Origin of the sequence: Streptomyces sp. NPDC051219 (genome assembly GCF_040682335.1) — a bacterium.
Lineage (GTDB): Bacteria > Actinomycetota > Actinomycetes > Streptomycetales > Streptomycetaceae > Streptomyces.
The window spans coordinates 200677-226589 of the sequence record NZ_JBFBAS010000005.1; the positions used below are offsets into that span (position 1 = coordinate 200677).

Consider the following 25913-nt stretch of genomic DNA (forward strand, 5'->3'; position numbering starts at 1 on the left):
GGCGAGAACTGCCCCTGAACGCGGCGCCCCGCCCCGGTTTCGACCCGGGGCGGGGCACATGACGCAGGGGTGGTGGCCGGAAGTCAGCCGATCTGGGCTCCGAACGCCGCCAGTACTTCCGGTACCGGCTGGAAGAACGTCTCGCCGCCCGAGGTGCAGTCGCCGCTGCCGCCGGACGTGAGGCCTATCGCCGTGTCACCCGCGAAGAGGGAACCGCCGCTGTCACCGGGTTCGGCGCAGACCGTGGTCTGGATGAGCCCTTCCACGATGTCACCGTTGCCGTAGTTCACGGTGGCGCCCAGGCCGGTGACCTCGCCGTCATGGACCTGGGTGGTGGAGCCGCTGCGCGTCACCTGCATGCCGACGGTCGCCTCACCCGCCTTCGCGATCTGCTGCGCGCTGCCGTTGTAGAGATTGACCTCACTCGGGTGGTCGGTCTGCGCGGTGTACTTGACCAGGGCGAAGTCGTTGCCCGGGAACTGCGAGTCGACCATCTCGCCGACGGCCGCGCCGCCCTGCTGGTCGGACCACTGGCTGCCGGCTTCCCCGCAGTGACCCGCGGTGATGAAGTGCGGCTCGCCGTCCTTGACCACGTTGAAGCCGAGCGAGCAGCGCCCACCGCCGGTGTGGATGGCGTCTCCACCGGCCACGAAGGGCTTGAACTCTCCGGCGGTCCGCTTCAGTACGGCCTTCGAGCCGAGGCTCTTCACGACCCCGGAGAGCTTGGCCCACTCCGCGCTGTCGACCGTGCGGTCCGCGGTGACACGGACCTTGTTGGTGACCGGGTCCACCGCCCACGAGGTGCCCGGAATGGTGGCCTTGGCGCTGAGGGTCTCCCGGGCGCTCTTCAGGTCGAGGAGTGAGTTCTCCACGATTCTGGCCTTGCCGCCGGCCTCGCGTACGCCCTCGGCCGCCGCCTCGTCGAGGACGTTCACCACAAGGGTCTTGGTGTCGGCGTCGTAATAGGCGCCAACCCCGTCGGCGCCCAGGTCCTCGGAGAGGTCGGACGCGAGATTTCCGGCCGCCGTCGCCGACAGCGTCTTGACCGTGAACCGGGGGACATCCTCACTGGCGTTCGCAGTCTGCAATGTGACGCCGGCAGCAACGAGCGCTGCAACGCCCGCCCCTGCGATGACCGCACGTCGTTTGGCTATGCGTCGGTGCTTCAAGTCGTGACCTCCTGTGGGGGCCGTACCGGGAGACAAGTGGGGTGTCAGACGGGTACGGAGGACGTGAGAGGCCCACTATTCCGATACTGATCGGTAGCACACAAGGACGACTTCAGGACGCGCACACCACAACCACACCGTGACGCCGTTGTGTTGATTACCGGTGGTCACGCCATGTCAGTTCCACATGCGAACACTGCCTGCGATCAAGCCTTCGTCACCGCGTGAGGACTAGTCCTGTCCTGAACCGGTCTCCCCGGTTCGGTTGGATGTGGCGTACAGCCTTACGCAGCCGGTCCGCACCGACGACAATCAGGGTGCAGCCGGGCGAAGTCCCAGGCGAAGCGGAGTCCCAGGCGAAGTCCCGGAACAAGCCCCGGGCGAAATCCCGGGCGAAGGCCCGGGCGAAGGCGAAGGCCACAGCGAAGGAGGCGGGGTGCGCAGTCAGGTGCGCGCCGCGGACGGGCGGCATCTGATGGTGGAGCGGTTCGGAGACCCGCGCGGCAGGCCGGTCTTCCTGCTGCACGGCACACCCGGCAGCCGCCTCGGTCCCGCTCCCCGCGGCATGGTGCTCTATCAGCGCCGGATGCAGCTCATCGCCTACGACCGCCCCGGTTACGGCGGTTCGGACCGGCTGCGGGGCCGCAGCGTCGCCCATGTGGCCGAGGACGTCGCGGCCATCGCCGACGCCCTGGGCCTCGACACCTTCGCCGTGGCCGGCCGGTCGGGCGGCGCACCGCACGCCCTGGCGTGCGCCGCGCTGCTGCCGGACCGGGTCACCCGGACCGCGGCGCTGGTGGGTCTCGCGCCCTGGGACGCGGACGGGCTCGACTGGTTCGACGGGATGACGGCGTCCAATGTCCGCGAATACAGCACCGCGGCCGTGGACCCCGAAGAGCTCGCCGCCCGCCTCATCCCCCGCTCGGACGCGATCAGGAAGGATCCGGGCCGGCTGCTGGACGAGCTGCGCCGCGAACTCACGGACAACGACCGGATGATCGTCTCCGACGCCGGACTGCGTTCGATGCTCCTCCGCAACTACCGTGAGGGCTTGCGCACGTCGGCGTACGGCTGGATCGACGACGCCATCGCCTTCTGCACGCCGTGGGGCTTCGATCCGGCCGACATCACCTCCCCGGTCATGCTGTGGCACGGCGAGCAGGACGTCTTCTCGCCGGTCGGCCACTCGCGCTGGCTGGCCGCCCGCATCCCCAGCGCGACGGCCGCGTTCGAACCCGCCGCCGCGCATTTCGCCGCCCTGCATGCTCTCCCCAGAATCCTCACCTGGCTGCTGCGCGACTGAGGAACAGCGTGCGGATCACACCGCCAGCGGTTCGAGATCGCGGTGCACACGCCGCTCGTCCCGGGCGATCCGGGTCAGGGCGTGCTCGTCGCCGAGCAGCCGCTGCAACTCGTCGACGGTCTCGTTGCGCAGCCGCTGGGCCTCCTCCTTCCGGCCGAGGGCATCGAGGGTGACCGACATGTTCGAGGCACAGGCCAGCGTCTCCGGGTGATGCGCCCCCAGCACGTCCCGCAGCAGGTCGACCGCGCGCCGCTCCATGTCGAGGGCGCCGTCCAGCTTCCCGAGGTCGGCACGGGCGTTGGCGAGGTTGAGCGTGGTGAAGATGGTGTGCGGGTGGGTGTCCCCGAGCACCTGCCGCATCACCCGCACCGCCGATTCGAGCAGCGGCTCGGCGGTCTCCGGTGCGCCGCAGCCCCAGTGGTAGATGCCCAGGTTGTTGATGGCGGCGAGCGTGTACGGGTGCCGCTCCCCCGGCACTTTCCGGTACTCGTCCACGACCTCCTGGGCCAGGTCCCGCGCCCCCACCGAGTCGCCTGCGGCGAACAGGTCGGCGGCGAGGTTCAGGTCGCAGGCGAGCGAGTCGGGGTTGGCGGAGGTGTACTTGGCGCGGTAGCGGGCCCGCGTTGCCGTGGTCAGCCGGCGTGCGTCCTCCAGCCGGCCCGCCCTGCGCAGCGAAACGGCAAGGCTCTTGGCCGCGCTCAGCGTGCCGGGGAACGCCTTGCCGAGCTGCCGCTTGTAGACGTCGTAGGTACGGCTGAGCAGGCTCACCGAGTCCTCGTAGCGCCCGACCTCGCGCAGGTCACGGGCCAGGCTGGTGGCCGACGACAGGGTGTATGGGTGCTCCGGGCCGAGTACCTCGGTGCGCCGGTCGAAGACGTCCTGGTCGATCTCGCGGGCCCGCGCGTACTGACCGACCATGCGCAGGTTGAGCGCCAGGTTGTTCGCGGCGGCCAGTGTCCGGGGATGGGACTCGTGGAAGATCTGGCTGAAGCCTTCGTGCGCCTCCCTCGCCAGTTCTATGGCCCTGCCGTACTCACCGAGTGTGCCCAGGTCCATGGCGAGGCCGCTGGTGGTCATGTACGTGTGCGGGTGCGAGGCTCCCAGCGCCTCGCGCTGCCGCTCCAGCGTCACCTCGTCCAGCTCCCGGGCCTCCACGTAACGGCCCTGCGAGCGGAGGATGTTGGAGAGGTGGAACCGAAGGTAGAGGTACTGCAGATCGCTGTCGCCCAGCATCTCCTTCCAGGTTTCGCGCAGCTCGCCGCCGAGGGCGGAGGCGGCCTTGAAGTCGCCACGCTTCCACAGGTAGCGCACCCGGTCGATCAGCAGTCGCCGGGTCTCCGGATCCTTGCTGAGCCGGGCTTCCGACGGCGTGAGATGCGGCCAGATCGCGGCGAACCGCGGCCAGGTCTCCGGGTTGTCTATCGGCTCGTCGTCGTCGGGCCGGGCGCCCGCCAGGATCCGGTGGACCGCGGCCCGGGCGTCCGCCTGCTCCTCCTCCGAGAGCTGGGCCCTGATGACGGCCTGCACCAGCCGGTGCACCTGGATGCTGTTGCCGACCTGGTCGACCTTGGCCAGCGCGAACCGGCCGATCTCCCGGATGACCCGGCCGAGTACGAGCTTCTCCTGGAGGGAGGCGTCGTACGGCTTGAGGGCGTCGATCATCTCCTTGCTGTACAGCAGATTGGCCGAGATCGGCTCGGGCGCGAAGAAGGCGCAGAGCTGCAACAGCCGTACCGCGGCGGGCGACCGGCTTTGCAGCCGGTCTATTGAGACGTTCCAGGTGGCGGCGACCGGCTCGGGGTAACCGGCGGGCTGGTTGAGCGCGAGGACCCGGGCGGCCTGCTGAGCCAGCTGCTCCACATAGGCCGCGACCGGTGTGGCGGTCTCGGCGATCCAGGCGGCGGCCTGCTCGACGGCGAGGGGCAGGTCACCGACGGCGGTGGCGACCTGGTCGGCGTCCTCCTTCGTCAGTCCGGGCGCGCGACGCTGCAGGTGCTCGATGGACTCGTCGCGCAGGAAGACGTCGACGGGCAGCGCGTCCCCGTACTGCGACCAGGTCTGGTTCCTGGAGGTGACAAGGACATGGCCGGGCCCGCCGGGCGGGAAGAACCGCTTCAGCTGCTCGGGGTCGTCGGCGTTGTCGAAGACGAGCAGCCAGCGCGACGACGGCACACCGCGGCGCAACAGGTCGATGGCCTCCTGGGAGGCCGCCGCCATGTCCTCGCCACCCTGGGCTCCCAGCCGGACGGCGAGCTCGGCGAGGCCGGCCACCACGTCGTCGGTCTGCTCGGAGGAGATCCACCACACCAGGTCGTAGTCCGCCATGAAGCGGTGCACGTACTCCAGGGCGACCTGCGTCTTGCCGACCCCGCCCAGTCCGTACAGAGTCTGGGGCTGCGGCAGCACCACGGCCATGCCGCCGCCCAACTGGTCGCGCATACGCTCCAGTACGACACTGCGGCCGGTGAAGCCGGGGTTGCGGGGCGGTGCGTTCCAGATCTTCGGCACCGTGCCGGGGAAGCGGGGTCCGGGCGAGACGTTGTCGGTGAGCTGGACCGGCCGCTCCAGCGCGCGCAGCAGCGCGGCGGTGGCGTGGACCTCGTCGAGCCGGAACAGGTCGACGGGGTTCCGGTCGATGTACGGCGTGGTCAGCCGGACGTCGCCGACGCGCAGCGGCAGCAGATGCCGCCGGGCACCGGTGGGGTCCTCGGCCGCGGCGCGTTCCCAGACCGCCACGGCACGCGCGGACTTGAGGTACGCGCTGGAGAGCAGAACAACGGTCCGGGCCGCGCTGTCCAGGCCGGCGCCCAGTGTGTCGGACGGCCGCGGCTCCCCGGACACGTCCCGCGGCACGACCCGGAAGCCGGCGCGGGTGAGCACCGACTCGATCCAGTCGGCCCACATCCGGTTCTCCGCCACATAGCTGAGGAAGAGGTCGGCGGGCAGCGCGGGCCGGCGACGGGTGAACGCGTCCCGGATGCGGAGCCTGACATCCTCGGCGACCGGCGGCATCGAGGTGATCTGCTGGTCTGTGACGACGGCTGCGAGCCGTTCGAAGGCGGAGAGCAGCGAGTTGGTCAGCCCCGCTTCGTCGCCGAAGGTGGCCAGCGTCTCTTCGTACGCGTAGTAGGGGCGGTACGGGATCTCCACCGCGCCCCAGTACGAGGTGAGTTCGTCACCGGCGAGCCCGTTCGGGAAGCGGTCGAACTTCAGCCGCGCGAGGGCTCGTCCGGCGTCGGCCTTCTCCTTCTCGCCCTCGTCGATGCGCATGGGTACGGGGAAGATCCTGATGCCCCGGTCGCCGTAGCGTTCGTCGATCTGGCGGGCCACCGAGGCGGCGCCGTCGATGGACTGGTCGCTGAGGGTGAAGCAGTCGACGAGGACGTCCGGCAGATGGACGGTACAGATGTCGGCGATGTCGCTGAGGCCGGTCCGGCTGTCGATGAGGACGTAGTCGTAGTTCTCCTTCATGTCCTCGCGTAATGCGTCGAAGAAGTGCCCTCCGCCGAGCCGGTCGTAGAAGTTGTCCCAGTCGAAGGTGGAGACCGTGGCGGAGTACTCGCGGTTCTGCCGTCCCGCGGAGACGAAGTCGAGGGTGCCGCCGTCGGGGAACTCCCAGCCCAGCGCCTCGGGGGCCAGGGAGACGGCGTGCGGCTGGATCCGGGCGTAGTCCCGGTGCCAGTCGTCGGCGCGCTGGACGGGGCTGGTCGCGGCCCATGCGTACTCGGTGATCAGGTCGATGACACCGGTGGTGGCGCCGAGCGTGGAGGGGTCCAGGAAGGGGTGGAAGAAGCGGTGGAGGCCGGGCGCCTCAAGGTCCCAGTCGACCGCGAGGACGCGCTTGCCGTTCGCCGCCAGGATCCAGGCCGTGTTGGCCAGGGCCATGGTGCGGCCCGTACCTCCCTTGTACGAATAGAAGGTGACGATGCGTCCGTCACGACTGGCTGTCATCCGTGTCCTCCGCATCGGCATCGAGGTCGTCGTCGCTGTCATGCAGCGGGCTGTTCTGCGTCCACCCGGACGGTGGGTGCTGCGTGGGACCGTCCGGCGCCATGGGGCCGACCAGCCGGGGCCGTTCGGTGTGGACTCCCCCGGCCGGCGGATAGACCTGGGCGTGTCTGAGGAACTGCTGCGCGGCGGCTTCCACCACCTGGGGCAGTATCTGGCCGAAGGCCTCCATACTGGGCACACCGTTGGCGGCGGTCCGGCACGCGGCCCTTCCCTGACTCATCTTGGTCGGCATCGTGTCCTCGAGCCGATGGGCCAATTCGGTCTCCTTTGCCCGGCTCTGGTGGTCGAGCCGGTTCCACGGCACGACCACGCTCACCCACGGCCGGGCGTCCTGGTCGAAGGCGGCGAGCCGCTGCCTTCGCTCCTCGTCGGCCACCGCCCAGCGGTCGACGAGCAGGATCTCCGGCTTGGTCGGGGGCTGCTTGTTGTCGAAGTGCCCCGCCTCCTCGTCGAAAGAGGCCATGGTGGTCTGGTAGTTGAGCGAGCGCACCAGGTCCTCCGCGACATAGGCGACCGGTCGCTGGGACACCGGGTGGTAGGGGTTCCAGTCGAGTGCGGAATCCCCGTAGTACTCGGAATTGCGTCCCTCGGGGAGTTCATGGCGGTTGGCGGCGGCGACCGTGACCTGCATGGTCCTTGATCGGCCGCTGGGGTTTCCGAAGGCGCTCGGGGCGAGCCTGTAGTCGACCGGCCGGCCGGGGCCCAGACGTACGGTGTCCGCCACCCGGACTATGCGCTTGGCCAGTTCATAGACGGCCCGTTCGTACTCCTCGGCGAATATCCGGAGCTTGATCAGACCGTAGAGCCCGTCGGTCACATAGCGGTCCCCAAAGGTGCCGTGGTTGAACTGCAACCGCTCGGCGGGCCCCGGCAGTTCGTCGGGTGGTACGGGCACCCAGAGCGCCGGCACGATCGCCTCGGCCGGCTGGTTGCTGAGAGCGCTGTGGTGGATCGCCCGCTGCGCGAAGGCGTACCACTCCTTTCCGCACATCTCACTGGCGAAATAGCGCGGCGAGAACAGCGGTACGAAGACCCGGCACGAGGCGAGGACCGCCCCCAGCCGCTCCGACCAGCCCTCGCCGGAGCGTATCTCCCGGTCCATGAAACCCGCGGGCGCGCCGGCGGGGAGGTCGGTCAGCGCCATCACATGTCCGCAGAGGTCCCGGAACAGCCGCTCGACCCACATGTCGGGATCGGGACCACCGGCCCCGTACCTCGGCGTATGCGCGTAGCTGAGAAAGAAGTACGGTCGATGGTCCGCCGCTCGCTGTTGTGCTGCTGCGTGCACACGACCCCCGTCCTGTGATGACCGCTCACATCGCATGGAGTGAGGAAGATGCGAGGAAGAACATCATTCCCGAGCAGCCCCCGCCACATCCCCTCAACCTTCAGTCAATCAACGCCTGTTTTGAGTCATCCAGGCAACAGCGTGGTCAACCGCTTCCTTGATCGAGAACAGCATTGCGGTTGTTCCTCCCAGTTGTCCGGTGCGCACCTCGGAACCCGGGAACGCCGCGCCGATCTCCGCGAAATCGCTGTCGTCCAGCTCGACATCCTTGTAAGCGACCCATACCGCCCTACCCCGCAGGTTCACCACACATCGGTACTCGCGCAAGGGGGTGAAGGGAATTCGATATTCCGCGAGGTGGAAAGCAGAACAGACTGCGAATCCCACGTTGACCATCAGCACCTGGCCCCCCTCCCGGAACATGGCCCCCAATGGCGATGCCTCGCCTAGATGGCAGTCCTGCTCATGATCGGCGAGCAGAGCCTTCGCGCTCCTGCCCAGGGCCGCGAAGGAAGTCTGCGGATGGGTGCTCCGGACCGCGCCGGGCGCCGTCCGCACCGATTCGGCCAGCCTGCCCATTCCCTGGCTCGGCGTCCGCTCCGGGTCGAAGGCGGGCATGGTCGCACGGAATGCCCGGATCTGCTCGCCGGTCATTCCCTGGACACGTGCCAGATGGGCGGAGGAAGACGCGGAGTTCTCGGGGGTGAAAGTGGGCACCATCAGCGTGCCGTCCTCCCCCAGCACCTCCAGCAGCGCCTCGCGCAGGGCGCTCGGCCGGAGCCCCGTGTTGTGCAGCGAAGCGTGCGCGAGCACCGTCGTCCCGCGGCGCAGCCCCAGGGACCGGAGGTCGCCGGCCAGCGCGGCCGTGTGCTCACGCAGAGGCCGCTCAGCCAGAGGCCGCTCAGCCATGGGTCGCCTCTTCCAGTTCGCTCCACAGGCCGGCCAGCAGGCTCTTGCCACTGCTGGTGAGCTCGGCCGCACCCCCCAGCCGCTCCATGGCCCGCCTGGTGTCGTCCAGGCTCCCGTTCCCGCTCGCGCCGGCGTCCGCCCGGCCCGCCCGGTACGCCGCCACGGCCACCCGCTCGTACACGTCCGCCAACAACCGCGACACCGGCACCGGCCGCTCCCGCCACGGCACCTCGTGCAGCCACTCGGCGTCCAGTGCGTACAGATCGGCCACCTCGGTCAGCGCTCGCAGCCGGGCCCGGCGATATCCCGCCAGCAGCGCGAGGGCCGTGGCGTCCGCGCTGTACGACATGGCGATCCCGAGCGCCCCCGGGCCGTGCCGGCCCACCGAACCCACACCGTCGGGTTCCTCTTTCTCCAGCGGAGTCAGGGTGGTCAGCCCGGCGGCCGCCGCCCGCGCCAGCTCCGGTACGGCCGCGCCGAGCAGGGCCCAGGCGCGGGCGAGCTTCGCCTGCCAGTCCGCCACCTGCCGTGCGCCCAGCCGCCGGTGCAATGGCATCGAGAAGCAGTCGCGGTACGGGTCCACATCGTCCAGCGCCAGCTGCGGCACCCCCTCGGCGGTGAGCCTGCGGACCCGCTGCCACCCAGCCGCTTCGTCGTCCGGCCCGCCGGGCCCGCCGGTCCGCCATTCCCGCCGCCCGCTGCGGACCACGAAGCCACCCTCGCCGGTGGCCCGCACCTCGGCCCAGGTCTGCCCTGCGGCGGTGGCCGCCGGAAGTAACCGCCCGAGAGTCGGCAGGCTGAGCCGGCCGTCCTGATACGGCACCCGCACCGTCAGGTCCAGCTCTCCCCCCACCACCGCCGCGGCGGCGACCGCGGCCAACTGGCCGGCAGGGTCCGCCTCGCAGGAGCGCCCTTCCCGTACGGCCTCCAGCGTGCCCAGCAGCCAGCTGCGCGTATAGGGGTGGTCCAGGACCGGATCGAGGGCGTCGGAGCTCTGTTCGATCTCACCCAGCAGAGCCCATGCCCGGTCCCATTCGTCGCCCCCGCGACCGTCCAGATCGCTGTGCAGCTGGGCGAGCAGTGTGCTCGTCAGTTCCTGCTGGGAGGCGGCCAGCTCCGCCGGGTCGGACACCTCGGCCGCCGTGACCGTACGCATGGTCCGGGCCTCGATGCCCTCGATGAGCGCCTGCAGATCCGCGCAGTAGACCGACGGGTTGTCGAATCCGGATTCCGGCTTGTAGCGATGGGTGTAGAGGCCACCGCCGCACGAGCGTACGACCGGGCATTCCCGGCACTCCTTGCTGACGCCTGCCAGACCAAGCTGCCGGGCACGCACGCCTGGATGTGCCGCGACCTGGTCGAAGGAGTGTGAGAAGACGTCGAAGCCGGTGGCGGCCGCGCCTTCGTATGCGCTCTTGAGCGAATCGACCTGCTCCAGGGTTCCGTCGGTCTCCACGACGACCAGATCGGTCGGCGCGAGACCGAGCGACTCGGTGAGGCTGGCGCCGCCCGCCAGCGTGCTGAGGACGGAGGAGAAGAGCCGGACGGGAACCGGCCGGCCCTGCCGGTCCCAGTGGTCGAAGATGCGCAGCAGCCAGTCCGCGTAAGGTGTGCCGGCGCCGTCCGGCCTGGCCGGGGGCGTCTGCCAGGTGGCGTGGGGCAGCAGGTAGTCGATGCGCGGAGGGCCCAGCGCGGTCAGCGCGTCATGGACGGCGAGGGGGTCGTTGGCCACGTCGACCGTGCAGAGCAGGCCCAGGTAGAGGTGCCGGTAGCGCTCCTCGCGGAGCAGGTCGACAGCACGTAACACCAGGGGATGGCTGCTGCGGCCGTCCGCGAAGCGGCGGTGGCGGTCGTTGGCCGCCCTGTCGCCGTCGAGCGAGATGCCGACCTTCACTCCGTACTCGACGAAGAGGTCCAGAACGCGGCTGCTCAGCTGCAGTCCGTTGGTGTGGATGCGCAGGTCGAGGGCGGCCACGCCGTCGAGGGCCCGGGTGAACTCTTCGCAGACCAGCCGCAGTCTCGCGGGCCCGGCAAGAAGAGGCTCCCCTCCATGGAGAATCACCGTGACGGAGGGGAGCGAATGTGCTCCGGCATGCTCGGCCAGGCGGGACGCGGTCCGGGAAATGGCCTCTTCCGAGATCACTTTCGGACGGGCGCGCCAGCTTTGATCTGCATGTTCGTAGACGTAGCAATGATCACAAGCAAGATCACACCTGCTGTGAACCTTGAGAACGATCTCGCGAAATGCGATCAGGCCGGTCATTCCACCAGTCTAGAGCGCCGAGTTGAACGTCGGAGCCTGCACGGGACGGCCGCTCGCCGCCGGAAGTACCCGGCCGAGCTTCGCCGCGGCGGAAGCGCTGTGAACGTCGATCTCGGCCACGGGCACACGACGCTTCTTCGCAGCGGCGAACGAAGGATTTGCAGAGATCTTCACGGCCGTCCTTAGGGCTGGGCATGGTGATGACAACAGCGACGCTGTAGTGTCAGCGTGGACTTTACTCTTCTGCGCACTGTTGGCAACTGAAGCACGAGCACCTGATACACGAGCGTTGCGCGGTGCTTGCGCCAAAAGATCGAAGGCAAGCATTCCGTCAAAAGGGTGAGGACCAGAACAGCAGACGGGGGTGGCTGTGACGGAGTTTCCCGGTCCACTGCAGAGCATGGTGTTCCGGAACGATGACCTACCCGCCCTGTTCCATCGGGCCGACACCGCGGCGATCTCTCGCCAGCAGGAATCCACCCAGGCCACCAGGACCCAGCTGCTCCTGCTGGTGCTGGCGGCGGTGGCTGCCGCGCTGCCGTGGAGTGTCGAGCTTGGAGGACTCCAGCTCGTCGGGGCGCTCAGCGCGTCGGCGTACGCGGGAGTGCTGTTCCTCAGCTTCCGGATCGCCCGGCGCAGGGCCAGACCGCAGTGGCAACTGAACCGCTCGGCCGCCGAGTTCATCAAATCGCTCTGCTGGCGGTATGCCGTGCACGGTGCGCCGTTCGAGTCGGACACGGCGGACCCCGACGGGCTGTTCCACGCCCGCATGGAGGCGGGGCTGCAGGAGCTGCGGAAGATCGGCTGGCAGGACCCGCGCGGGGATGCCGGCTCGGCCTCCGGTGTCGAAATAACCGCGCCCATGCGGGAGTTACGGGTCCGGGCCTACCAGGTCCGCAGAGAGACGTACGTACGTGACCGGCTGATCGAGCAGCGCAACTGGTACCGCAGGCGCACCGAGGTGTCACGGAAGGCGACCACCCTGTGGGCCTCCTCCATCGCCGTACTCACCTTCCTGGCCCTGATGTTCAGCTCGCTGCGAGCCCTCGGTACCGGGCCGTCCGCCAATCTCGCCGGGCTGTTCTCCGCCGCGGCGGCGGCCGGCATCGCCTGGAACGAGGTCCGGCGCCACCACGCCCTCATCGAAGCGCACTCCGTGGTGGAGCGGGATCTGTCGGCCATGCTGGTCGCGATGCAGACCACGGTCACCGAGCCGCAGTGGTCCGGCGCCGTCTACGAGACCGAACGGTACGTCTCCCCCCAGCACACGGACTGGCTGGCACGGCACAGCAGCTGACTTCGGATCAGGTGCGCCGTACGCCCTCGCGCCAGATGACGGTGACGGGTCTGCCGAGTGCACGTGCATATTCGACGATCTCCGCCGTGCCGCCGCGGCCGCGCGCCGGGAGGCCGTCCCACACCGCGACCAGCCGGTCGCAGTTGTCGGCGATATAGGTGCCGGCCGCGTAGTAGGCGTCATCGCTCGAGTGGGTGTAGGCCATCCGGATCTCCTGCGTGGCCCGGCTCTTGAGCGCGCGGTAGCGGGCGAGCTCGCCGGGGTCGTCGAACCCCTCCTCGTAGTCGCCGCTGGGAATGACGACCGTGAGGTCCGCCCCGCCTTCCAGCGCGATGTCCGCGAAGAGCTGGTCGGCGCCCGCGGCCAGGCTCGACAGTGCCTCCATCGGCCCGTCGTGGCCGCACAGCAGAGCGCGCAGCCGTGCACGCACCTCGTCGAGCGCCTCGCCCGGAATGGTCCTGTGGCCCGTCACCCCGATGCGCTTCATACCTGACAGCCTCCCCCGGGAATCCCCCTGTGCATCCTCTCAAAAGGGCGCAAGACGTCCAGGGGCGCGCACACGCGAGCCCCCGCCCGGATTGTGTGCCGGACGGGGGCCCCTGTGCCGCTGGCTGCGAGCTGGTGGGACTGGCGGGGATCAGTAGACGCTGACGCCGTACGCGCTCAGGGCCTCGGTGACCGGCTGGAAGAACGTCGTGCCGCCGGAGGAGCAGTTACCGCTGCCGCCGGAGGTAAGACCGATGGCACGGGTGCCCGAGTAGAGCGGGCCGCCGCTGTCGCCGGGCTCGGCGCAGACGTTGGTGCGGATCATCCCGTAGACGACGTCGCCGCCGCCGTAGTTGACGGTGGCGTTGAGGCCGGTGACGCTGCCGCTGTGGGTGCCGGTGGTGGAACCGCGGCGGGTGACGGACATCCCCACCGTGGCGTTGGCCGCGCTGGTGATGTCCTGGCCGCCGACGGTGCCCGGGTGCGCGAGCGAGGTGTTGCTGTACCGGACGAGGCCGTAGTCGTTGCCGGGGAAGCTGGAGCCGGCCGTCGGACCGATGCTCGTGGTGCGCGAGGAATTGGTGTACCAGGGCGGGTTGCCGTCGGTGCAGTGGCCGGCAGTCAGGAAGTAGTACGTGCTGCCGCTGCGGACGTTGAAGCCGAGCGAACAGCGCCAGCTGGTCGCGTAGATGGCGTCGCCGCCGGAGATCAGCTTGGAGAATTTGCCGGGCGTCCGCTCGATGCGGAGCGCTCCGGCGTTGGCGCCGGCTTCCCGTTTGATCTCGGCGATCTCGGCCTTCGAGACGGTGCTGTCGGCCGTGACGACAAGGGTGTTGGCGGCCTTGTCGACATGCCAGGCGGTACCGGCCACATCGGCACGGAGCACCGACGCGCCGGCCTGGGTGAGCTGGGTGGCACTGTACGTACCGGCCTGGTCGGCGCTGGCGGTGGGTACGGCGAGTGCGGCAGCTGCGATGAGGCCGGTGGTCACGGCCAGCAGCCGCGTTCGTCTCGCCATACCGCTGCGGGGGTTGGTGCGCTTGATCCTCACTTCTCGTTCCTCCCGAGGGGAATCGGGGGCCCGTTGTGGGGTTCGGGGCCCGTGAGGCGCAGCCGGGGGCACGTCCGGAATCCGGACAAGCCGTGCCCCTGACAAGCGCTGTTCGGGAGTATTCGCGGCGTCAATCAACGTACGCAAGGGCGCCTTTCGGCCGACCGGGAGCGCACACGCGCACCGGCCCCGGCGGCTCGTGATCCGCCGGGGCTGGGGACTCCCGTCTCGGTGGTCGGACGGTTCAGCGGCCGAGAAGGTTCCGGTCTCCCGTCCGAGGCTTGAACGGAAGGGTGTTCCCTGGCGGCGCGGCGGGGCGGATGAAGTGGTTGATAAAGGTGCGGCGGCAGTGGCGACCGGTCGAAGCCAACCGCCACGGCGCCCTCGGCATCGGGCGGCGGAGGGCCGCAGAAATCGGAACCGGCATCTGCTGTTCCCGCTGGTCCCGGCGCCGAAGACCGCCCGGAGCGACCCTCTCCCTCAAGCGGCGCGTGGACGGTGCACTCGTCGCCGTCGAGCCGGAAGGCGACTTCCCCGCGCCGAGACCGGCCCCCTTCGTGGCCGTCTGCGTCCTGACCCGTACGGTGCTCCGTTCCGGGTTCGGTCGGAGGGGGCCCGGCCGTACCCGGCGGGCGTCGTACGCGGTGGCACCGATGCCCGCGAAGGCTTGGTGCGTGGCCGATCGGGGGTTCAGGACGCGCATCTCCCACCGGCCTTCGCGAGCGGCACGATCAGGCGTCGCTCGCCGACCGCGACCCGCGATCCGGCGAACGGTCCGGTGTCCGCGGTGAGGCGGACCCGCCGGTGAACGGCCTGCCGTCGACGGTGAGCCGTCCTCCGGGGTGGCACTCGGCACGATCGCGTCCCCCCTCCCCGCGCCACTCCCCCGGGACGGCCGGAATTCGACCTTCCGGGCCATGGCGGTCCCCCCTCGACACGCGACGCGGGTGGCCGGGGCTCCTCCGGGTGGGCCACCTCAGGCCGAATCACCTCCGGCCGGGCCGGGTCAGCAGTCGCAGGAGCAGCAGTCGCAGCAGTCACAGTCACAGTCACGACAGCAGCCCTCGCGCTTCTTGCGCGACCACGGGCCCTCGTACTCCTTGGCGCAGCAGAGCTTGCATGTGCAGCACAGCCCGATCGCGACCGCGCAGCCCTCCCAGAAGCCCCGCCTTCCGGGGCGCTGCGGCTCGTTCGTGGGACCCACACCGGGCGGCGTGCCGCCGGGTCCCCCGGGTACGCCGGGAGCGCCCCCGCCGTACGGGTTGCCGCCGTACGGGCCGCCTCCATACGCATTGCCGCTCTGACCGCCTTGCCACGACTGCGGCGGCCCGAAGCCGCCGGGTCCGCCCTGGTCCCCGTGGCTCGCACGGTGTGCGCAGCTCGTCGTGCCGAAGGCACGGTCGACCGAGGCCTTCAGCTCGTGCGCGAGCAGCAGATGCGCCAGCCTGCCGTCCACGAACTCGGCGTCCTTCAGTGCCAGCCTGATTCCGTGCAGCGCGTCGTCGCACAACCGCCGCGCCTCCGCCAGAGAGGTACCCGTCGCCGTGAGCGGGTTCCAGGCGCCCGACGCCGCGTCAGTTGCCTGGTCCTCCACGGCATCCAGCAAGTGCGCGAGCCGGCCGAAGAGCCGGCCCGCCTCGGCCAGCGGGGCGGCGTTCCCGGGCCGGCCGGCGAGCACCGAGGTATGGGCGAAGGCCGCCGCGGTGGCCGTCTCGGTCGGCTCGGTGATGGTGAGCAGTGGAGTGCCGGGCCCCGCCCCCGCCTCGATGCCCGGCTGCCGGTCGACCGCGTCGAGGAGTACGGCGGTGTCGAAACCCAGCGCCGCCCCGGTGCGCGCGCCCGCCCTGTCCCAGCCCGCGGCGACCCTGCGGGCGGCGGCGGCCAGCGGCCTCCGGGCCAACAGTCCGTCCCGGTCGGCGACGTGGTCGCGTACCTTCGCCGACGCCAGCACCAGCGAGACGGCGGCCGCGAGCCGGGCCCCCTCGCCCTGGGCGACCGGCGCGGTGCGCATACCCCGCAGCGGGCAGGGGCCGGCCGTGCGCCGCCGGTCCGTGCCGCGCTCCGCCTGAGCCTCCGTCAGAACCGAGACGATCAGGCCGTCGTAGTTGGTGACGACCCGGGCGAACTGGCCGTGGTCACTTCGCAGTGCCAGACAGAGCCCACAGAGATGCGCCACCCACTCCGCTTTGAACCCATCGGTGAGCCGGTGCGTGCAAGGTCTGACGATTCCGAACATGACGGTCCCCCCGAAAGTCGTGCGGCTGCGCGGCCCGCATCGTATCGAGCGATCCGTTCACCCGTACGCTCCCGCGTCACCCGTACGGATCGATGAGTCATATTTTCACTCTGTCAGCAGCCGGGTGCAGGAAGAACCTTGACGAATCGCCATAAGTTCTGCACCAGTAGCGTCACGAAACCCCTACGCGGCGTCTATCCACTTGGCGCGCTATCCGCATCATGGACGACCATAGGTGTGCGGAACGCAGACAGACCGCGGTGAGAGGAGGCGTCCATGGGTTCGGTGCGCAAGGCGAGTGCCTGGCTGGGACTCGTCGAGGAGAGCGACGACGAGCGTTACTACGACGACGAGTACGCCGAGGGATCCGGGGCCGGCGAGCAGTGGGTGACCGACCCGCGCGTGCGGGTGGCTTCCGAGGCCGCGCACGAGCAGGGCCGCCGGATCGCCACGGTCACACCGGACGGCTTCCGGGATGCCCGCGGCATCGGCGAGCTCTTCCGGGCGGGAGTCCCGGTCATCGTGAACCTGACGTCCATGGAGCCCTCCGACGCCAAGCGCGTGGTGGACTTCGCGGCCGGCCTGACCTTCGGCCTGCGCGGCTCGATCGAGCGCGTGGCCACCCGGGTCTTCCTGCTGTCCCCCGTCGACACCCAGGTCGTCAGTGGCGAAGCCGGCGGCCGGCCCGGGGACGGCTTCTTCAACCAGAGCTGAGCAGGGCGCTCGCCGGTTTACCGGAAGGCGTCGAGACCGGTGAGCGCCTTGCCCAGCACCAGCTGATGCATCTCGACGGTGCCCTCGTAGGTGAGCACCGACTCGAGGTTCGTCGCGTGCCGCATCACGGGGTACTCGAGCGAGATCCCGTTGGCGCCCAGGATCGTGCGCGAGGTACGGCAGATCTCGATGGCCTCGCGCACATTGTTGAGCTTCCCGAAACTGACCTGCTCGGGACGGAGTTTCCCCGCGTCCATGCGCAGGCCCAGATGGTGGGCGAGCAGGATGCCCTTGTGCAGTTCGAGCGCCATGTCGGCCAGCTTGGCCTGAGTGAGCTGGAAGCCGCCGATCGGCCTGCCGAACTGCTCTCGCGTCCGCGCGTACTCGACCGCCGCCTCGAAGCTGGCGCGTGCTGCGCCCATCGCTCCCCAGACGATTCCGTAGCGGGCGTGGTTCAGACAGTTCAGGGGCCCGCGCAGTCCGGTGACCCCGGGCAGTACCGCGTCGGCGGGCAGCCGTACCTCGTCGAGGACCAGCTCGCTGGTGACCGAGGCGCGCAGTGACCACTTGTGCTTGATCTCGGGTGCGGAGAAGCCGGGGCTGTCCGTCGGGACGGCGAATCCACGGATGCCGTCATCGGTCTGCGCCCACACGACCGCGACTCCGGCCACCGAGCCGTTGGTGATCCACATCTTGCGCCCGGTCAGCACCCAGTCGCTGCCGTCGCGCTTGGCGTACGTCCGCATGCCGGCCGGGTCGGAGCCGTGGTCGGGCTCGGTCAGACCGAAGCAGCCGATGACCGAGCCGTCGGCCATGCCGGGCAGCCAGCGCTGCTTCTGCTCCTCGGAGCCGAAGCGGTGGATGGCGTACATCGCCAGCGACCCCTGTACGGAGACGAGCGAGCGAATGCCGGAGTCGGCAGCCTCCAGTTCAAGACAGGCCAGCCCATACTGCACCGCGGTGGCGCCCGCGCAGCCGTAGCCCTGGAGGGACATCCCGAGCGCGCCGATCGAGCCGAGCTCCCTCGCCAGTTCGCGGATGCCCGGCAGCTCGCCCTTCTCGTACCAGTCGGCGATGTGCGGCAGGACCCGGTCGGCCGCCCACGAGCGGACGGTGTCGCGAACCGCCAGGTCCTCGGCGCTGAGCAGGTCGTCGATACCGAGCGGATCGCCGGCGTCGAAGGGGGGCAGCTTCGAGGGTGCGGACGAGGACATGCGGGGCCTCCCGGCAGGCATACGCGCTGGGTACGCTGCGAAACTAGCAGTGGTAGTCACGGCTCGGCGCCGACGTTACGGGTCAGTGTCCCGCGCGTCCAGAGCCGGCCGCCTCGGCGGGTTCCCGGCGCGACGCCGGTACGGGGACCCGGGCCTCCCGCTGCGATGTCCCGGCTTCCTGTTCCGCCTGCGGTACGGCCTGCTCCCCCTGCGGCGCGGCGCACTCCATCACCCGCGGCAGCCGCAGCGCGGCAAGGGCGCCGAGCAGCAGCAGGCCCGCGCTGACGAAGAGGGTCACATGCAGACCGTGCACGAAGGAGTCCCGCGCGGCCGTGCGCAGCGCGTCTCCGGCGGATCCGCCCAGCTGGGCCGCGACCTGGTATGCCTCACCGAGTGAGTGACCGGCGGCGCTGCTCTCGGCGGACGGGACCCCGGCCACGCGGGAAAGGGCCGGCGAGTAGGCGGCATTCATGACACTGCCGAGCAGGGCGATACCCATACCCGCACCCAGCTGGTACGACGTCTCCCCTATGGCCGCCGCGCCGCCCGCCTGCTCCGCCGGCGCTTCGCTGAGCATCGACTCGTACGCGCCGAAGAGCGTGGTCTGCAGCCCGAAGCCGAGCAGGACGAAGCCGACGGTCAGCAGGAGGGGCCGGTCCTGCTGGCCCATCAGCGTGAGCAGGAGGACGGCGGCGGCGGTGAGCGCGAAGCCGAGCGAGACCATGACCCGCGGGCCGAGTCGCTGCAGCGTGTACGAACCGGTGGCGCCGGCCGCCATCGCGGCGAAGGTGAGCGGCAGCAGCCGCAGTCCGGTCTCCAGCGGGCTGAGGTCCAGGACCAGCTGCAGGTACTGGACGGCTATCAGCTCCAGGCCGACCAGCGCCAGCATGGCCAGGACGATGCAGCCCACGGAGGTGGAGAAGGTGGGGCGCGCGAACATCCGCACGTCGATGAGCGGCTGGCTGCGCCGCTTCTGCCTGCGCACGAAGAAGACCAGCAGCACAGCGCCGACGATCAGCGGGCAGAGGGTTTTCGCGTCGACGATGCCCTCACCGCCACCGGCCCGCTTCACGCCGAGCACGACACCGAGCACTCCGGCCGCGGCCATCAGCGCGCCGAGCACGTCCCACGGGCCGTTGCCCTCGCCCTTCGACTCTGGGAGCAGCCAGCGGCCGATGGGCAGGATCAGCGCCATCAGCGGGATGTTGATCAGGAAGACCGAGCCCCACCAGTAGTGCTGGACGAGGAACCCGCCCAGCACCGGGCCGGTGGCGGCGCCTATCGCGGCGACCGCCGTCCAGATGCCGATGGCGGTGGCCCGCTCCCGTCGGTCCGGGAAGACCTGGCGGAGTATCGAGAGCGTGGCCGGCATGATCATGGCGCCGCCGACGCCGAGCAGCGCCCGGGCCGCGATCAGCACCTGCGGGGTGTCCGCCAGGGCGGCGACCGCCGAGGCCACGCCGAACAGTCCGTATCCGAGCAGCAGGATGCGGCGTCGTCCCACGCGGTCGCCGAGGGTACCGAAGAGGATCAGCAGCGAAGCGCAGACCAGCGGATAGGCGTCGACGATCCAGAGCAACTCGATCGCGCCGGGGCGCAGGTCCTCGGTGACGGCCGGGACGGCGACATGCAGCACCGTGGCGTCGAGGGCGACGAACAGCAGGCTCACGCACAGGACGACGAGGACGACCCAGCGGTTCACGCCGTCGGCCGTCGCGGTGAGGCGTTGCCAGGGAGCGTCGGGGCGGCGGTTGCCGGCCGTGTTCGTCCCTGACATGTACGTACCTCCCAGTGATCCCTCGCGCTCGGCGGACCAGCGAGGACGGCGTTCTCCGCGTACCCCGGGTCCCGGCATCGACAGGCGAGTGAGCCGTCAGCGTACGCGAGTCCACGGACAGGATGCGTGGTCCATCTCTCACCTCCGCAGGCCACGGGGTGTGGCGTACGCCACTCCCGCCTTTGCGTACACGCCGACGGGCGGCCGGCGCTTCGCGCGCTGCCCGGATAATCGTCTTCGTGACTGTTCTCGCTCCCGCCGCTTCCCCGGGCTCCTCGGCGTCTCCCGCCGGGACCGCGCTGCGCCACGCGGCCCCCGCGCTGCTCGCGTACGCCGCGGTCCGGCTGCTCGGAGTCGCGGTACTGGGGGTGTGGGGAGCGGCGGCGGGCAGCAGCCCGCACCAGTTGCTGTCGGCGCGCTGGGACTCGCTCTGGTACACCCGCGTCGCCGAGCTCGGGTACGGCTACGAAGTACGGCTCGCAAACGGCGACGTCCACTCCAATCTGGCGTTCTTCCCACTGCTGCCCTGGCTGGAGCGGCTGCTCTCGGCGATCAGTCCGCTCTCGCCCGCGGATGCCGGACTCGTGGTGGCCTGGACTGCCTCGCTCTTCGCCGCCTGGGGGATCTTCGCGATCGCGGACCGGCTGTACGGGCGCCGGGCCGGGACCCTGGCGGTGGTGCTCTGGGCGGTGCTGCCGGTGGGGATCGTCCAGTCGATGGCGTACAGCGAGACGCTTTTCACCGCGCTGGCGGCCTGGTCGCTGTACGCGCTGCTGAGCGGGCGCTGGGTGTGGGCGGGGGTCCTCGCCTCCCTGGCCGGGCTGACCCGGCCGGTGGGGGCCGCGGTGGTGGCGGCGGTCTGGGTCGCCGGGGCCGTGACACTGATCCGCGAGTCACGGGCCGGGGGGTCGGACGGCGGCAGGCCGGACGACAGCGGGAGTGGTGTCGGTGAGTGGGGCGTCGGCGGGTGGAGCCCCGACGGGCCGCGCGGCCGGTGGCGGATGCTGTGGGGAGTGGTGCTCGCTCCGCTCGGCGCCGCGGGCTACGTGCTGTGGGTCGGGCACCGGACGGGCGGCGGGCTCTTCGGCTATCTCGAGGTCCAGGGCGGGTGGGGCAACGGCTTCGACGGGGGGTTGGCGTTCGCCCGGTTCATCGGCGAGCGGCTGGCCTCGCCCGCCTTCGCGGCCGGTGCCGGACTGATCGCCGGGGTCCTCCTCGTGCTCTGGCTCTACCGGCTGTGCCTGCGGCAGCGCCAGCCGCTGCCGCTGCTGGTGTTCTGCGGGATCGTGGTGGCTCTGGCCCTGTGCGCCTCCGGTTACTTCGGCTCCAAGCCCCGGCTGCTGATGCCGGCGTTCCCGCTGCTGCTGCCGGTCGCCGTGGCGTTGGCACGTCTGCGCACGTCACGGGCGGTGCTGGTGCTGGGCCCGGTGGCGCTGGCCTCGGCGGTGTACGGGGCTCTGTGGCTGAACGGCACCGGGCCGCCGTGAGCAGACGGGAAAGTCTCCGCAGCGCCCGGGTGAATTGAATACGGCGGACGCACAACTGCCGCATCCATAATCAATTGAATTGATCCGAACATCATTCTCGGCGCAGCACAGGGTTTCCTGGATTCATAGGAATTAAGGCCGGATTGAGACCAAGTCCACATCACATCGTCATCACAAAGCGACCGATTCGACGTGGGCTCCGACGCGCTCGCTGTAACGTCGATTGAGTGCGTACCGACCGAACTCTCACCCGTCTGGACCGGGTCTTCGCCCGGCTGGACCGTGAGCCCGAACGACCGGCCCATCTAGAGATCCCTCGGATGAGCCGGCACCGCACGGTGCTCTTCGGCTCGACCCTGGGTTTCTACCTGGCGATCGTCGTGGCCGTGCTGACCACCTCCTGGCTGGTCCGGCTGGACTGGCAGATCATGTTCTTCCGGCCCTACGAGCAATGGCCGGAACTGCACGCGTTCCTCGACTACTTCGTGGTGCTGGGCCAGCGCGGCCCCACCGCGGTGATGGTCGCGGCCTGGCTCGGCTGGCGGTCCTGGCGCCAGCACACCCTGCGCCCGCTGATCACGCTCGGCGTGTCCCTGCTGTTGCTCAACGTCACGGTGGGCGCCGTGAAGCTGGGCCTCGGCCGGCTCGGTCCGCACTACGCGACCCAGATCGGATCGGCCGAACTCTTCGCGGGCGGCGATATATTTCCTTCGGGACACACCGCGAACGCGGTGGTGACGTGGGGCATCCTGGCGTATCTGGCCTCCACGCTGCGGACCAGGCGCTACCTGTCCGTGCTGTCCGCGGTCGTGGCCCTCGGCGTCGGAGCGACCACCGTCTACCTCGGTACGCACTGGGTGAGCGATGTTCTGCTGGGATGGGCCGCCGGGCTGTTGATCCTGCTGGCCCTGCCCTGGTTCGAGCCGCTGATCGCCGTCGCCGAGGCATGGATCCTGGCCAGGCGCGACGAGCTGCGCACCCGGCTGCGCGAGCGCCGCGCTCCGGTACCGGTACCGGTCCCGGTCCCGGTGGGGGTCAGGCCCGCGATGTACCCGCAGCGCATCCCGGCGGTGGAGGAAGAACCCCCTGTCCGCAAGCCCGTGGGCACCGGGCGTGGCGCCGCCACCGTCAGCGCCACGTCCAGCAGGACCACCGCGCATCTCTCGTCGCCCAAGCCGCACACGGTCCGTTCCGAGCGGACGCCGGTCACGCCCGTGGGCGGCCGGCGGCCGCCGCACCCGGAACGGGTGTCCCGCAATCCCTCGGCCCGCCCGCTGGCGGGCGGCTGAGCCCCCGGCAGAGGTACGCACCACCTCGCCACCGCGAGACGAGGCCCTGGCACGCTCCCGAGGAGCCTGCCAGGGCCTCGGTCCGTAACGGACCGTCTCCGCCCGCCCGGGCCGTTCGAGCCCGCCTCAGCCCTTCCAGCAACGACGGACGACGCCGCCGTCGACCTCGAAGTTCAGTCGTCCGGCAAGGTACTCCAGGGTGATGATCGCGCCCGGCGGCAGCGCTCTGACGGTGCTCCAGCCGCGCCTGCGGGCCAGTTGCTCGGCGGCGGCCGCGTCCAGTCCGACGTACGACTCGGGGCTGTCTGCGGGGTCTGCGGAGGGGGTCGGTATGGGTGCCATGACATTCACCGTAGGCGTCGGACGGCGGGGGCGGAAGTCGGGGGCCGTCAGCCGGGCGCCTCACCATTCGTCCCCCACCGGTCACGCTTGTGTCACAGGATCACGACACTGCTTTCCCTCGAACGGGCCTACTCGAATGGGAAGTTCCGCGGTTCACCCGCCGCAATTCCCCGCCCGGTGCGCGCCCCGTTGAACTGCCTTCCGAATTTCCACCGGACCAAGCGGCCGAACGCCGCGCCGAATTCCCCGTGACCCGTCGACGGGGGCAGATTGACGGGCCATTGGCAATTCACGGTATCCCCACCGGATCCACACAACGGGATGTGTCCTGGCGCGTCCGCGCCCTGTTGGACACCGCCGCCTGCGAGCATCATGGCTTGAGCCTGAGGCCCGATCCGCAGACGGGACGGACAGCGAGGGGACAGCGATGGGGACGGAGACCGCAGAGTCCGTTGCGGGACCGGAACGGATCAAGCATCCCGGCCGGATCGTCGTGGACTGGCTGACCACCACCGACCACAAGAAAATCGGGCACCTCTACCTGATCACGTCGTTCCTGTTCTTCCTGATCGCCGGCCTGATGGCCCTGATGATGCGGGCCGAGCTCGCCCGGCCGGGCCTGCAGCTGATGTCGAACAACGAGTTCAACCAGGCTTTCACCCTGCACGGCACGATCATGCTGCTGCTCTTCGCCACCCCGGCGTTCGCCGGGTTCGCCAACGCGATCATGCCCCTGCAGATCGGGTCCCCCGACGTGGCGTTCCCCCGGCTGAACATGCTGGCGTACTGGCTCTACCTCTTCGGCGGCGTGATCGTGCTCGGCTCACTGCTCACCCCGAGCGGCCCGGCGAATTTCGGCTGGTTCGCCTACGCCCCGCTCAACAGTCTGGACCGCACACCCGGTATCGGCGCCGACATGTGGATCATGGGGCTCGCGCTCTCCGGCTTCGGCACGATCCTCGGCGCGGTCAACTTCATCACCACGATCATCGGGATGCGCGCGCCCGGCATGACGATGTTCCGGCTGCCGATCTTCACCTGGAACGTGCTCTTCACCTCGATCCTGGTGCTCTTCGCCTTCCCCGTGCTCGCCGCCGCGCTGCTGGTGCTGGAGTCCGACCGGCGGTACGGATCGATGGTCTTCCAGTCCGAGTTCGGCGGCGCGCTGCTCTGGCAGCACCTGTTCTGGTTCTTCGGCCATCCCGAGGTCTACATCATCGCGCTGCCGTTCTTCGGCATCGCGACCGAGATCCTGCCGGTCTTCTCCCGGAAGCCGATCTTCGGTTACATCCCTCTCGTGGGGGCGACCATGGCCATCACCGGCCTCTCCGTGGTCGTCTGGGCGCACCACATGTTCGCCACGGGCGCGGTGCTGCTTCCCTTCTTCTCCTTCATGTCCTTCCTGATCGCGGTCCCGACGGGGGTGAAGTTCTTCAACTGGAGCGGAACGATGCTGAAGGGCTCGCTGAGCTTCGAGACCCCCATGCTGTGGACCGTCGGATTCCTGGTGAGCTTCCTGTTCGGCGGGCTGACCGGCGTGATCCTCGCCTCGCCTCCGATGGACTTCCATGTCACCGACTCGTACTTCGTGGTGGCGCACTTCCACTACGTCGTCTTCGGGACGGTGGTGTTCGCGACCTTCGCGGGCTTCCACTTCTGGTGGCCCAAGTTCACCGGCAAGCTGCTCGACGAGCGGCTCGGCAAGATCCACTTCTGGACGCTCTTCGTCGGCTTCCACATGACGTTCCTCGTGCAGCACTGGCTGGGCGCCGAGGGAATGCCCCGCCGGTACGCGGATTATCTGGCCACCGACGGCTTCACCGCGCTGAACACGGTCTCGACCATCGGCTCCTTCCTGCTGGGGCTGTCCACCCTGCCGTTCCTCTACAACGTCTGGAAGACCGCGAAGTACGGGAAGAAGGTCGAGGTCGACGACCCGTGGGGGTTCGGGCGGTCCCTGGAGTGGGCGACCTCCTGCCCGCCGCCCCGCCACAACTTCCTGACGATTCCCCGCGTGCGCTCCGAGTCGCCCGCGTTCGACCTCCACCACCCCGAGTACGCGGCGGTGGCCGAGGAGCGGCAGATCAGTTCAGGGCCCGGGAAAGCCGGTCCCGTACAGCCCTGATGTGGTCGGAGAGCTCCACCGGCTCGACCACCTCGAAGTCGAAGCCCATCATCGCCACATGGATCACCATCACATCGAGGCTCGCGGCTCCGGTGCGGAGCAGACAGCTGTGCGCGTCCACGGCCTCCAGTACCCCGGCGGACGGGGAGACGGCTTGCGCCGCCTCCTCCAGCGGCACCAGCAGCCGGATGCACGCATGGGCGGCGTAGGCGTGGGTGGAGACACCCTTCGAGACATACGCGGCCAGGTCGTCGGCCGGCGGCTTGCGCGGGGCGAACCGCGGGCCGTGCGGCGGCCACGGGACGATCCGGTCCGCCCGGAACGTACGCCAGTCGGCGCGGTCGACGTCCCAGGCGACGAGGTACCAGCGCCGTTCTGTGCACACCAGCCGGTGAGGTTCGGCGGTGCGCCGGGTGGTGGAGCCTTCGTGGTCGCGGTACTCGAACCGCACTCGTTCGCTGTCCCGGCAGGCGTTGGCCAGTTCGGTGAGCACGGACGCGTCGACCGAAGAGGTCCGCGGACCGTGCAGCATGGGCACGGTGAAGGCGTTGAGCGCGCTGACCCGGCGGCGCAGCCTGTGGGGCAGCACCTGTTCGAGCTTGGCCAGTGCGCGTACGGACGTCTCGCCGATGCCCTCGATGCCGTTGCCCGCGGCGGTGCGCAGGCCGACGGCGACCGCGACGGCCTCTTCGTCGTCGAGCAGCAGCGGCGGCAGCTCGGCTCCCGCGCCGAGCTGATAGCCGCCGCCCGTTCCGGGGCTGGCGTTGACGGGATAGCCGAGCTCGCGCAGCCGGTCGACGTCACGCCGTACGGTGCGGGGCGTGACGCCGAGCCGGTCCGCCAGGCCGGCGCCGGACCACTCGCGGTGGGCCTGGAGCAGTGACAGCAGGCGGAGCAGTCGTGCCGAGGTCTCCAACATGGACACGAGTCTGCCAGCGATTGAGGACAACGG

General features: G+C 69.9%; 19 protein-coding genes. 6 read left to right on the forward strand and 13 right to left on the reverse strand.

Features of this window, described 5'->3' with window-relative positions:
* Positions 1–83: 83 nt before the first annotated feature.
* Positions 84–1169, reverse strand: a complete 1086-nt coding sequence (locus AB0M62_RS09240; RefSeq protein ID WP_366073481.1) for a S1 family peptidase — start codon at positions 1167–1169, stop codon at positions 84–86.
* A gap of 436 nt (positions 1170–1605) precedes the next feature.
* On the opposite strand from AB0M62_RS09240, the gene AB0M62_RS09245 reads away from it, so the two are divergent.
* The gene (locus AB0M62_RS09245; RefSeq protein ID WP_366073482.1) at positions 1606–2472 is read left to right on the forward strand and encodes an alpha/beta hydrolase; all 867 of its coding nucleotides are present in this window, start codon (positions 1606–1608) and stop codon (positions 2470–2472) included.
* A 15-nt stretch (positions 2473–2487) separates the two neighbouring features.
* On the opposite strand, the gene fxsT is transcribed toward AB0M62_RS09245, so the two are convergent.
* From fxsT to fxsA, 5 genes are all read right to left on the reverse strand, one after another.
* Positions 2488–6423, reverse strand: coding sequence for an FxSxx-COOH system tetratricopeptide repeat protein (gene fxsT / locus AB0M62_RS09250; RefSeq protein WP_366073483.1), 3936 nt, complete (start codon positions 6421–6423; stop codon positions 2488–2490).
* Positions 6407–7807, reverse strand: a complete 1401-nt coding sequence (locus AB0M62_RS09255) for a TIR-like protein FxsC (RefSeq protein ID WP_366073484.1) — start codon at positions 7805–7807, stop codon at positions 6407–6409. The genes fxsT and AB0M62_RS09255 overlap by 17 nt, the downstream gene beginning before the upstream one ends.
* A gap of 72 nt (positions 7808–7879) precedes the next feature.
* Positions 7880–8584: an AAC(3) family N-acetyltransferase gene (locus AB0M62_RS09260; RefSeq protein ID WP_366073485.1), complete on the reverse strand. Its 705-nt coding sequence runs from the start codon at positions 8582–8584 to the stop codon at positions 7880–7882.
* 88 nt (positions 8585–8672) lie between these two features.
* The gene (fxsB, locus tag AB0M62_RS09265) at positions 8673–10943 is read right to left on the reverse strand and encodes a radical SAM/SPASM protein FxsB, inactivated metallohydrolase extension form (protein WP_366073486.1); all 2271 of its coding nucleotides are present in this window, start codon (positions 10941–10943) and stop codon (positions 8673–8675) included.
* Positions 10944–10952: 9 nt separating this feature from the next.
* Positions 10953–11117 (reverse strand): FxSxx-COOH cyclophane-containing RiPP peptide, encoded by a 165-nt coding sequence (fxsA, locus tag AB0M62_RS09270; RefSeq protein ID WP_366073487.1) that lies wholly within the window; start codon positions 11115–11117, stop codon positions 10953–10955.
* A 226-nt stretch (positions 11118–11343) separates the two neighbouring features.
* On the opposite strand from fxsA, the gene AB0M62_RS09275 reads away from it, so the two are divergent.
* Positions 11344–12240, forward strand: a complete 897-nt coding sequence (locus AB0M62_RS09275) for a DUF4231 domain-containing protein (protein WP_366073488.1) — start codon at positions 11344–11346, stop codon at positions 12238–12240.
* A gap of 7 nt (positions 12241–12247) precedes the next feature.
* Here AB0M62_RS09275 and AB0M62_RS09280 read toward each other — a convergent pair whose 3' ends face one another.
* From AB0M62_RS09280 to AB0M62_RS09290, 3 genes are all read right to left on the reverse strand, one after another.
* Positions 12248–12727, reverse strand: coding sequence for a hypothetical protein (locus tag AB0M62_RS09280; protein WP_366073489.1), 480 nt, complete (start codon positions 12725–12727; stop codon positions 12248–12250).
* Positions 12728–12877: 150 nt separating this feature from the next.
* Entirely contained in the window at positions 12878–13777 is a 900-nt protein-coding gene (locus tag AB0M62_RS09285; protein WP_366073490.1) for a S1 family peptidase, read from the reverse strand.
* A 1006-nt stretch (positions 13778–14783) separates the two neighbouring features.
* Complete coding sequence (locus AB0M62_RS09290; protein ID WP_366073491.1) at positions 14784–16013, reverse strand: DUF5685 family protein; 1230 nt, start codon at positions 16011–16013, stop codon at positions 14784–14786.
* A gap of 276 nt (positions 16014–16289) precedes the next feature.
* On the opposite strand from AB0M62_RS09290, the gene sepF reads away from it, so the two are divergent.
* Complete coding sequence (gene sepF / locus AB0M62_RS09295) at positions 16290–16727, forward strand: cell division protein SepF (protein ID WP_366073492.1); 438 nt, start codon at positions 16290–16292, stop codon at positions 16725–16727.
* 17 nt (positions 16728–16744) lie between these two features.
* Here sepF and AB0M62_RS09300 read toward each other — a convergent pair whose 3' ends face one another.
* Together AB0M62_RS09300 and AB0M62_RS09305 are read right to left on the reverse strand one after the other, a co-directional pair.
* A complete protein-coding gene (locus AB0M62_RS09300) occupies positions 16745–17941 on the reverse strand; it encodes an acyl-CoA dehydrogenase family protein (RefSeq protein ID WP_366073493.1) in 1197 nt (398 codons plus the stop codon).
* A gap of 82 nt (positions 17942–18023) precedes the next feature.
* Entirely contained in the window at positions 18024–19718 is a 1695-nt protein-coding gene (locus tag AB0M62_RS09305) for an MFS transporter (protein WP_366073494.1), read from the reverse strand.
* Between the two features lie 239 nt (positions 19719–19957).
* Between AB0M62_RS09305 and AB0M62_RS09310 the strand changes: the two genes are divergently transcribed.
* Both AB0M62_RS09310 and AB0M62_RS09315 read left to right on the forward strand, forming a co-directional pair.
* Positions 19958–21205, forward strand: a complete 1248-nt coding sequence (locus AB0M62_RS09310) for a glycosyltransferase family 39 protein (protein ID WP_366073495.1) — start codon at positions 19958–19960, stop codon at positions 21203–21205.
* Positions 21206–21432: 227 nt separating this feature from the next.
* On the forward strand, positions 21433–22494 hold the full coding sequence (locus tag AB0M62_RS09315; protein WP_366073496.1) for a phosphatase PAP2 family protein: 1062 nt from the start codon (positions 21433–21435) through the stop codon (positions 22492–22494).
* 126 nt (positions 22495–22620) lie between these two features.
* Here AB0M62_RS09315 and AB0M62_RS09320 read toward each other — a convergent pair whose 3' ends face one another.
* Complete coding sequence (locus tag AB0M62_RS09320; RefSeq protein WP_366073497.1) at positions 22621–22836, reverse strand: I78 family peptidase inhibitor; 216 nt, start codon at positions 22834–22836, stop codon at positions 22621–22623.
* Positions 22837–23263: 427 nt separating this feature from the next.
* Here AB0M62_RS09320 and ctaD point away from each other — a divergent pair, with 427 nt between their 5' ends.
* Positions 23264–24961, forward strand: a complete 1698-nt coding sequence (gene ctaD, locus AB0M62_RS09325; RefSeq protein WP_366073498.1) for a cytochrome c oxidase subunit I — start codon at positions 23264–23266, stop codon at positions 24959–24961.
* Here ctaD and AB0M62_RS09330 read toward each other — a convergent pair.
* Entirely contained in the window at positions 24921–25880 is a 960-nt protein-coding gene (locus AB0M62_RS09330) for a YafY family protein (RefSeq protein WP_366073499.1), read from the reverse strand. The two genes, ctaD and AB0M62_RS09330, sit on opposite strands and share 41 nt — an antisense overlap.
* Positions 25881–25913: the final 33 nt, after the last annotated feature.